We start from the raw sequence: 8,315 nt of genomic DNA on the forward strand, positions 1-8,315 counted from the left end.
GCGCCTCGCCCCCGGCCTGCCCGGCGACGTCGCCGGCGACGCCGAGCGCCGCAGCGGGCTGCGGCGGATGCGGCTGGTGGCCACGAGCCTGCTGGTGGTGGCCGCGGTCGTCTACGGGCTCACCCTGGGCGGCGACGGCGCGTGGGGCTTCGTCAACGCCGCCGCCGAGGCCGCGATGGTCGGCGCGGTGGCCGACTGGTTCGCCGTCACGGCGATCTTCCGGCACCCGCTGCGGCTGCCGATCCCGCACACCGCGCTCATCCCGCGCCGCAAGGAGGCGCTGGGCAAGAGCCTGGAGCAGTTCGTCGCGGAGAACTTCCTCGCCGAGGACGTGGTGCGCGACAAGGTCGCCCGCGCCGGCGTGCCCGCCCGCGTCGGGGCGTGGCTGCACGGGCGCGGCGGCGCCGCGCGCGTGGTGGAGGAGGCCGCCACCGTCCTCACCGGGGCGCTGGGCGTGCTGCGCGACGAGGAGGTCACCGGCGTCATCGACCAGGTGGTGGTGCGCCGCCTGGCCGCGGAGCCGTGGAGCCCGGTGCTGGGCCGGCTGCTGGGCGAGGTGGTGCGCGACGGCACCCACCACCCGGTGGTGGACCTGACGCTGGCCGAGGCCGAGCGCTGGCTGGTCGCCAACGAGCGCACCGTGCGCCGGCTGGTGGAGGAGCGCGCCCCGCTGTGGGCGCCGGACTGGCTCAACGAGCGGCTGGGCAAGCGCGTGCACACCGAGGCGCTGCGCTGGGTGCAGGACGTCTCCGGCGACCGCGAGCACCCGGGCCGCGGGGCCATCGACGACCTGCTGGCCCGCTACGCCGACGCCCTGCAGAACGACCCGGAGACCCGCGCCAAGGCCGACGAGTTCCAGCGGCGGCTGCTGACCTCCCCCGGCCTGGCCGACACCCTGGCGGGGCTGTGGACCAGCGTGCGCGGCTACCTCAACGACGCCCTGGCCGACCCGGCCTCCTCGCTGCGGGTGCGCAGCGAGGAGGCGCTGGCCGACCTCGGCCACCGCCTGGAGGACGACGCCGTCTTCGCCGCCCGCGTGGAGCGCCACCTCACCGACGCCGCCGGGCACGTGGTGCGCCGCTTCGCCCCGGAGCTGGCCACGGTCATCTCCGACACCGTGGCCCGCTGGGACGGCGACGACGCCGCGCGGCGCATCGAGCTGTTCGTCGGGCGCGACCTGCAGTTCATCCGCATCAACGGCACCGTCGTCGGCGCGCTGGTGGGCCTGCTCATCCACGCCGTGACCGTCCTGGTGAGCTGACCGGGCCGACCGGGCCGACCGGGCCGACCGGGCCGACCGGGCGGCGGGCGCGCGTGGCCGTTACGGTCGCCGCATGGCTGAGGAGAGCGGCACGGGCGGCAGCGGGTACGTGAACCCGCAGGGCTCCTTCGAGCGCGACCAGCGCTACATCACCACCCGCATCACCGCCGACGGCCGCGACGGCTACCCCGTCGAGCCGGGCCGCTACCGGCTCGTCGTCAGCCGCGCGTGCCCGTGGGCGAACCGGGCGAGCATCGTGCGCCGGCTGCTGGGCCTGGAGCCGGTGCTCTCGCTGGGCGTGTGCGGGCCCACCCACGACGAGCGCAGCTGGACCTTCGACCTCGACCCCGGCGGGCGCGACCCGGTGCTGGGCGTCGAGCGGCTGCAGGAGGCGTACTTCGCGCGCTTCCCGGACTACCCGCGCGGCATCACGGTGCCGGCGGTCGTGGAGGTCGCCACCGGGCAGGTGGTCACCAACGACTTCGCGCAGATCACCCTGGACCTGTCCACCGAGTGGCGCGCGCACCACCGCGAGGGCGCCCCGGACCTGTACCCCGAGCACCTGCGCGACGAGATCCACGAGGTGGACGACGGGGTGTTCCGCGACGTCAACAACGGCGTGTACCGGGCGGGCTTCGCCGGCACCCAGGGTGCGTACGAGCGCGCCTACGACCGGCTGTTCACCCGCCTGGACGCGCTCTCGGAGCGGCTCTCCCGCCAGCGCTACCTGGTGGGCGACACGATCACCGAGGCGGACGTGCGGCTGTTCACCACGCTGGCCCGCTTCGACGCCGTCTACCACGGGCACTTCAAGTGCAACCGGCAGAAGCTGACCGAGATGCCGGTGCTGTGGGCGTACTTCCGCGACCTGTTCCAGACCCCCGGCTTCGGCGACACCACCGACCTGGAGCACATCAAGGCGCACTACTACGTCGTGCACCGCGACATCAACCCCACCGGCGTGGTGCCGAAGGGCCCGGACACCGCCGGCTGGTGGGCCCCGCACCACCGCGAGGAGCTGGGCGGGCGCCCGTTCGGCGACGGCACCCCGCCCGGCCCGCCGCTGCCGGCCGAGGCCGTGCCCGCCGACCACGCCCCGCAGCGGGCGGCCTGAGGGGCGCCGCGGGGTCTGGACAGGGCGCTCGGGCGCGAGGACCCTCGTACCCGCAGCCCCGACGGCAGGAGGACGACGGTGTCCCAGACGACCGCACCCGGGACGAGCGCGCAGCGCGCCGAGGCGCACCGGCGGCTCATGGACGACTACTTCGGCGTGATGAGCGCCGGCGGGGACTTCAGCACGTTCTTCACCGAGGACGTGGCGTGGGTGGAGACCGAGTCCGGGGAGCGCTTCAGCGGGCCCGCGGCGGTGCGCGAGCGCATCGAGGACCTGCACGAGCGGCTGTTCGAGGCCCGCTCGCACGGGCGCTCCCTCAGCGTCACCGACGAGCACGCCTTCCTCGAGGGCGAGTTCCTGGGCACCGCCACGGACCTGCGGGTGCCGTTCTTCCTGGTCCACGACCTCGACGGGACGGTGATCCGCGAGATGCGCCTGTACGTGGCGTTCGCGCCGCTGCGGGCCGTGGCCCGCACCGCGGACCCCGCGGCGACGGCCGCGCCGGGGGGCTGACCCGACGGCGCCCCGCCCGACGGCGCCCCGCCCGACGGCGCCTCAGGCCCCCGCCGGCGCCGTCCCCGCGATCGTGGCCGACCCCAGCACGCGGGTGCCGGCGTAGAAGGCGACCGTCTGCCCGGGCGCCACGCCGGTCAGCGGGGTGCGCAGCGCCACGCGCACCTGATCGCCGGTGACCTCCGCGACCGCGGGCACCGCCTCGCCGTGGGCGCGCACCTGCGCGTGGACCTCCACCGGCCCGGCCGGCTCCGGCGCGCTCCACACCGCCGCCACGGCGCGCAGCTCCCCCACCGCGAGCCGCTCGGCGGGCCCGACGGTGACGGTGCGGCGCACCGGCTCGATGGACAGCACGTAGCGGGGCCGGCCGTCGGGCGCGGGCCGGGTCAGGCCCAGGCCCTTGCGCTGGCCGACGGTGAACCCGTAGGTGCCGGTGTGGGTGCCCAGCACCGCGCCGTCCTCGTCGAGGACCTCGCCGGGCTCCTCGCCGAGCTTGTCGGCGAGGAAGCCGCGGGTGTCGCCGTCGGGGATGAAGCAGATGTCGTGGCTGTCGGGCTTGCGGGCCACCGGCAGCCCGCGGCGCTCGGCCTCGGCGCGCACCCGCTCCTTGGTGGGGGCGTCGCCCAGCGGGAACATCGCGTGCGCGACCTGGTCGGCGTCCAGCACGGCCAGCACGTACGACTGGTCCTTGGCCGCGTCGGCGGCGCGGTGCAGCTGGGCGGAGCCGTCCGCGCCGCGCACCACCCGCGCGTAGTGCCCGGTGCAGACGGCGTCGAAGCCCAGGGCGACGCCCTTGTCCAGCAGCGCCGCGAACTTGATGCGCTCGTTGCAGCGCACGCACGGGTTCGGGGTGCGCCCGGCGGCGTACTCGGCGACGAAGTCCTCGACGACCTCCTCGACGAACGACTCCGACAGGTCCCACACGTAGAAGGGGATGCCCAGCAGGTCCGCGGCGCGGCGCGCGTCCAGGGCGTCCTCGATCGTGCAGCAGCCGCGCGAGCCGGTGCGCAGCGCGCCGGGGGCGCGGTTGAGCGCCATGTGCACGCCGACCACGTCGTGCCCGGCGTCCACGGCGCGGGCGGCGGCGACCGCGGAGTCCACCCCGCCGCTCATGGCGGCCAGCACCCGCATCAGGACGCCCCCGCCCCGGCGCTGGTGGCGACCACCGACTGCCGGCGGCGCGCGCGCGAGGTGCGCGCCGAGGTCGAGGCGCGCCGGGCGCGCTCGACGGCCGGGCCCACCGCGGCCAGCGCGGCGTCGACGTCGGCGTCGGTGGTGCTCCACCCCAGCGAGAAGCGCAGCGCCCCGGCGGCCTCCTGCTCGGACAGGCCCGTGGCCAGCAGCACGTGGCTGGGGCGCGCCACGCCCGCCTGGCAGGCGGAGCCGGTGGAGCACTCCACCCCGGCGGCGTCCAGCAGGTACAGCAGGGAGTCGCCCTCGCAGCCGGCGACGGTGACGTGGGCGTTGCCCGGCAGGCGGTGGGCGGCGTCCAGGACGGGGTCCCCGCGCAGCACCAGGCCGTCCACGGCCGCGCGCAGCCCCGCCACGAGGCGGTCGCGCAGCGCCGCGGTGCGCGCGGACTCCACCGGCAGCGCGGCGGTGGCCGCGGTCAGGGCGGCGGCGGCGGCGCGGGCCGCGGGCGCGTCCAGGGTGCCCGAGCGCACGCCCAGCTCCTGCCCGCCGCCGTGCTGCAGCGGCACCAGCGCGGTGCCGCGGCGCAGCACGAGGGCGCCCACGCCCACGGGCCCGCCGAACTTGTGCGCCGACAGCGACAGGGCGTCCACCCCGGCGGCGGCGAAGTCCACCGGCAGGTGCCCCACGGCCTGCACGGCGTCGGTGTGCACGGGCACGCCGGCGGCGCGGGCGAGCTCGGCGGCCGCGGCCACCGGCTGCACGGTGCCGACCTCGTTGTTCGCCCACATCAGCGACACCAGCGCGACCTCGTCGCCGCCCTCGGCCAGCTCCGCGCGCAGGGCGTCCAGGTCGGCGCGGCCCAGCGCGTCCACGGGCAGCAGCCGCACGTCGGCGCCCTCGTGCTCGGCCAGCCACTGCGCGCAGTCCAGCACCGCGTGGTGCTCGGCGGCGCCCACCAGGACGCGGCGGCGGCGCGGGTCGGCGTCGCGGCGCGCCCAGTACAGGCCCTTCAGGGCCAGGTTGTCCGCCTCGGTGCCGCCGGAGGTCCACACGACCTCCCCGGGCCGGGCCCCCACGGCGGCCGCCAGCGCCTCGCGGGACTCCTCCACGGCGGCGCGGGCGCGCCGGCCGCTGGAGTGCAGGGAGGAGGGGTTGCCGCCCAGGGCGGCCGCGGCGGCCCACGCCTCGAGGGCCTCGGGCCGCAGCGGCGTCGTCGAGGCGTGGTCGAGGTACGCCGTCACGCCCCCAGTGTAAGGAGGGCGGCGCGCCGGGCCCGCCGGGCGCTCGACCGGACGGGGCGGGCGCACCTCGGGCAGACTGCGCCGGTGCCTGCTCCGACCCCGCGCCGCGACGCACCGACCACGCCCGCCGCCCAGCGCCGCACGTCCCCGCACCCGCTGGGCGTCTCGCTGCGCCCCGAGAGCGAGGGCGGCGGCGCCGACGTGGCCGTGCTCGCCGCCCACGCCGACGGCGTGGAGGTGTGCGTCTTCGGCGACGACGGCTCCGAGGTGCGCACCCCGCTGCCGGACGTGGAGCTGGGGGTCTGGCACGGGCACGTGCCGCACCTGCGGGAGGGCTCGCGCTACGGCCTGCGCGTGCACGGGCGCTGGGACCCCGAGCGGGGCCTGCGGCACAACCCGGCCAAGCTGCTGCTGGACCCGTGCGCGCGCGGCGTGGAGGGCGAGGTGGCGCTGGCGCCGGAGACGTTCGGGCACGTGGTGGGCGCGGACCTGCGCGGCGACGTCGCCGTGCGCGACGAGCGCGACAGCGCCCCGCACGTGCCGCGCGGGGTGGCGCTGGGCCCGCTGCCGCCGGAGCTGCGGGTGCGCCCCGGGGAGCACCCGCGCACCCCGTGGTCGCGCACCGTCGTCTACGAGGCGCACGTCAAGGGCCTGACGATGCGGCACCCGGACGTGCCGGCGGAGCTGCGCGGCACCTACGCGGCGCTGGCGCACCCGGCGGTGCTGGAGCACCTGACGTCGCTGGGCGTGACCGCGCTGGAGCTGCTGCCCGTGCACGCCAGCACCTCCGAGGTCGCCCTGCGGCAGCGGGGGCTGGTGAACCACTGGGGCTACAGCACGCTGGCGTTCAACGCCCCGCACCCCGGGTACGCCACGGCCGCGGCGCGCGCGGCCGGGGCGGGCGCGGTGCGCGAGGAGTTCCGCCGCGCGGTCGCCGCCCTGCACGGGGCGGGCATCGAGGTGCTGCTGGACGTCGTCTACAACCACACCTGCGAGGAGGGCCCCGAGGGCCGGCACCTGTCGCTGCGCGGCCTGGACGAGTCGACGTACTACCTGCGCGACGCCGGCGGGCGCCCCTTCGACGTCACCGGCTGCGGCAACTCCCTGGACTTCGGCGAGCGGCGCGTGGTGCAGTTCGCGCTGGACTCGCTGCGGCACTGGGTGAGCGAGTACGGCGTGGACGGGTTCCGCTACGACCTGATGACGACGCTGGCGCGCGGGCGCGAGGGCTTCACCCCCGACCACCCGCTGCTGGTGGCGCTGACGAGCGACCCGGTGCTGGCGCAGGTCAAGCACGTCGCCGAGCCGTGGGACGTCGGCCCGTTCGGCTGGCGCACCGGCCAGTACCCGCCGCCGGTGCACGAGTGGAACGACCGCTTCCGCGACGGGGTGCGCCGGTTCTGGCTCACCGACGCGCGCGAGTTCTCCCTGGGGCACGGCGCGCCGGACGCTGCCGGGCGCGGCCTGCGCGAGTTCGCCACCCGCTTCGCCGGGTCCGCCGACACCTTCGACGTCACCCGCGGGCGGCTGACCAGCGTGAACTTCGTGACGGCGCACGACGGGTTCACGCTGACCGACCTGGTCACCTACGACCGCAAGCACAACGACGCCAACGGCGAGGGCAACCGCGACGGCAGCGATTCCGACACCAGCTGGAACCACGGGGTGGAGGGGCCCACGGACGACCCCTCGGTGCTGGCGGCGCGCCGGCGCAGCACGCGCAACCTGCTGGCCACGCTGGTGCTGTCCTCGGGGGTGCCGATGCTCACCGCGGGCGACGAGATCGGGCGCTCGCAGGGCGGCAACAACAACGCCTACTGCCAGGACAACGAGATCTCCTGGGTGGACTGGGACCTGGCCGGCTGGCAGCGCGAGCTGCTGGCCGACACCCGCGAGCTGGTGGCGCTGCGCTCGCGGTACCCGGTGCTGGCCGAGGCGGGGGTGCGCCGCGGGCACCCGGTGCGCGAGCAGCGCCAGGACCTGCTGTGGTTCGCCGAGGACGGCGAGCCGATGACGGTGGAGCGCTGGCACGACGCCGGCCGGCGGATCCTGCAGGTGCTCGTCGACGGCCGCGACCGGGGCCTGGCCTCGGTGCTCGTCGTCGTCAACGCCGGCGAGCGCCAGCGCGACGTCGTGCTGCCGGCGGTGGAGGGGCTGGCGCGCTTCCACCCGCGCTGGAGCAGCACCCCGGACCGGCGCCGGCGCCCGGCCCCGGCGGGAGCGGCGCTGCGGGTGCCGGCGTGGTCGGTGCGCGTGCTGGCCACCGCCTGAGCGGGCCGGCGCGGGCGGGCGCCCCGGCGCGCGTCCCGGCGGGCGTGCGGGCGGGCGTCCCGCCGGTGGTGCTGCTGGCGGGCGCGGGGTGCCGGGTGGTGGAGCTGTCCGCGCAGGCCGTCGCGCTGGCGGCCGCCGGGCGGCGGGTGGTGCCGCTGGAGCTGCCCGGGCACGGCGCCGAGGAGGCGCTGGCCGGGCCAGCGGGCCTGGAGGCCGTGGCGGCGCGGGTGCGCCGGCGCGCGGCGCAGCTGGCCGGGCCGGGGCCGGTGGACCTGGTGGGGCACTCCACGGGCGGCGTGGTGGGCCTGCTGCTGGCCGCGCGGCACCCGGGGGCGGTGCGCCGGCTGGTGCTGCTGGACTCCAACGTGCCCGTGGAGCCCGCGGCGCTGGCCGCCAAGCGGGCCCGCGCGGCGGCGGTGCGCGCCGAGGGCTGGCACGCGGTGCTGGTGGCCTCCATGCGCACGGCGTGGGGGCCGCGGCGGGCCGGGCTGCGCGAGGAGGTCGTGGCGCGCCTGGCGGCCACGCCCGCGGCGGCCGTGCGCGGGCTGTGGGCGGACGTGCTGGAGCTGGACCCGCGGCCGCTGCTGCGGGCGGCGGACGTGCCGCTGCTGCACGTGCGCAGCACCCGCGACGTCGACGCCGGCGCGCTGCGCGCGCTGGCCCCGCGGGCGGTCTCGGCGGACCTGCGGGCGCTGCGGGCGGGGCACTGGCCGCACCTGGTGGAGCCGGCGGCGGTCAGCGGGCTGCTGACGGGTTTCCTCGGCGGCGGCTCCACCAGGTG

General features: G+C 77.6%; 7 protein-coding genes. 5 read left to right on the forward strand and 2 right to left on the reverse strand.

Annotation, left to right across the window (positions count from 1 at the left end):
- Positions 1 to 16: 16 nt before the first annotated feature.
- From GTR00_RS09100 to GTR00_RS09110, 3 genes are all read left to right on the forward strand, one after another.
- On the forward strand, positions 17 to 1,261 hold the full coding sequence (locus GTR00_RS09100; RefSeq protein WP_407659666.1) for a DUF445 domain-containing protein: 1,245 nt from the start codon (positions 17 to 19) through the stop codon (positions 1,259 to 1,261).
- Between the two features lie 73 nt (positions 1,262 to 1,334).
- Positions 1,335 to 2,375 carry a glutathione S-transferase family protein gene (locus tag GTR00_RS09105; protein WP_166611309.1) on the forward strand — a complete coding sequence of 347 codons (1,041 nt, stop codon included), beginning with the start codon at positions 1,335 to 1,337 and terminating at the stop codon, positions 2,373 to 2,375.
- A 78-nt stretch (positions 2,376 to 2,453) separates the two neighbouring features.
- Entirely contained in the window at positions 2,454 to 2,888 is a 435-nt protein-coding gene (locus GTR00_RS09110; protein WP_166611310.1) for a nuclear transport factor 2 family protein, read from the forward strand.
- A 42-nt stretch (positions 2,889 to 2,930) separates the two neighbouring features.
- On the opposite strand, the gene mnmA is transcribed toward GTR00_RS09110, so the two are convergent.
- Together mnmA and GTR00_RS09120 are read right to left on the reverse strand one after the other, a co-directional pair.
- On the reverse strand, positions 2,931 to 4,019 hold the full coding sequence (gene mnmA, locus GTR00_RS09115) for a tRNA 2-thiouridine(34) synthase MnmA (RefSeq protein ID WP_166611311.1): 1,089 nt from the start codon (positions 4,017 to 4,019) through the stop codon (positions 2,931 to 2,933).
- Positions 4,019 to 5,263, reverse strand: a complete 1,245-nt coding sequence (locus GTR00_RS09120) for a cysteine desulfurase family protein (RefSeq protein ID WP_166611312.1) — start codon at positions 5,261 to 5,263, stop codon at positions 4,019 to 4,021. The genes mnmA and GTR00_RS09120 overlap by 1 nt, the downstream gene beginning before the upstream one ends.
- Before the next feature lie 84 nt (positions 5,264 to 5,347).
- On the opposite strand from GTR00_RS09120, the gene glgX reads away from it, so the two are divergent.
- Together glgX and GTR00_RS09130 are read left to right on the forward strand one after the other, a co-directional pair.
- Positions 5,348 to 7,534: a glycogen debranching protein GlgX gene (gene glgX, locus GTR00_RS09125; RefSeq protein WP_166611313.1), complete on the forward strand. Its 2,187-nt coding sequence runs from the start codon at positions 5,348 to 5,350 to the stop codon at positions 7,532 to 7,534.
- Positions 7,535 to 7,578: 44 nt separating this feature from the next.
- The coding region (locus tag GTR00_RS09130; RefSeq protein ID WP_166611314.1) for an alpha/beta fold hydrolase at positions 7,579 to 8,315 on the forward strand (737 nt) is incomplete at its 3' end.

The organism is Kineococcus indalonis (assembly GCF_009906395.1).
GTDB classification, from domain to species: domain Bacteria; phylum Actinomycetota; class Actinomycetes; order Actinomycetales; family Kineococcaceae; genus Kineococcus; species Kineococcus indalonis.

Excerpts from the sequence above, each read along its gene's own strand:
- GTR00_RS09105 (WP_166611309.1), top strand. The coding sequence starts at position 1,335 with ATGGCTGAGGAGAGCGGCACGGGCGGCAGCGGGTACGTGAACCCGCAG.
- mnmA (WP_166611311.1), bottom strand. The coding sequence starts at position 4,019 with ATGCGGGTGCTGGCCGCCATGAGCGGCGGGGTGGACTCCGCGGTCGCC.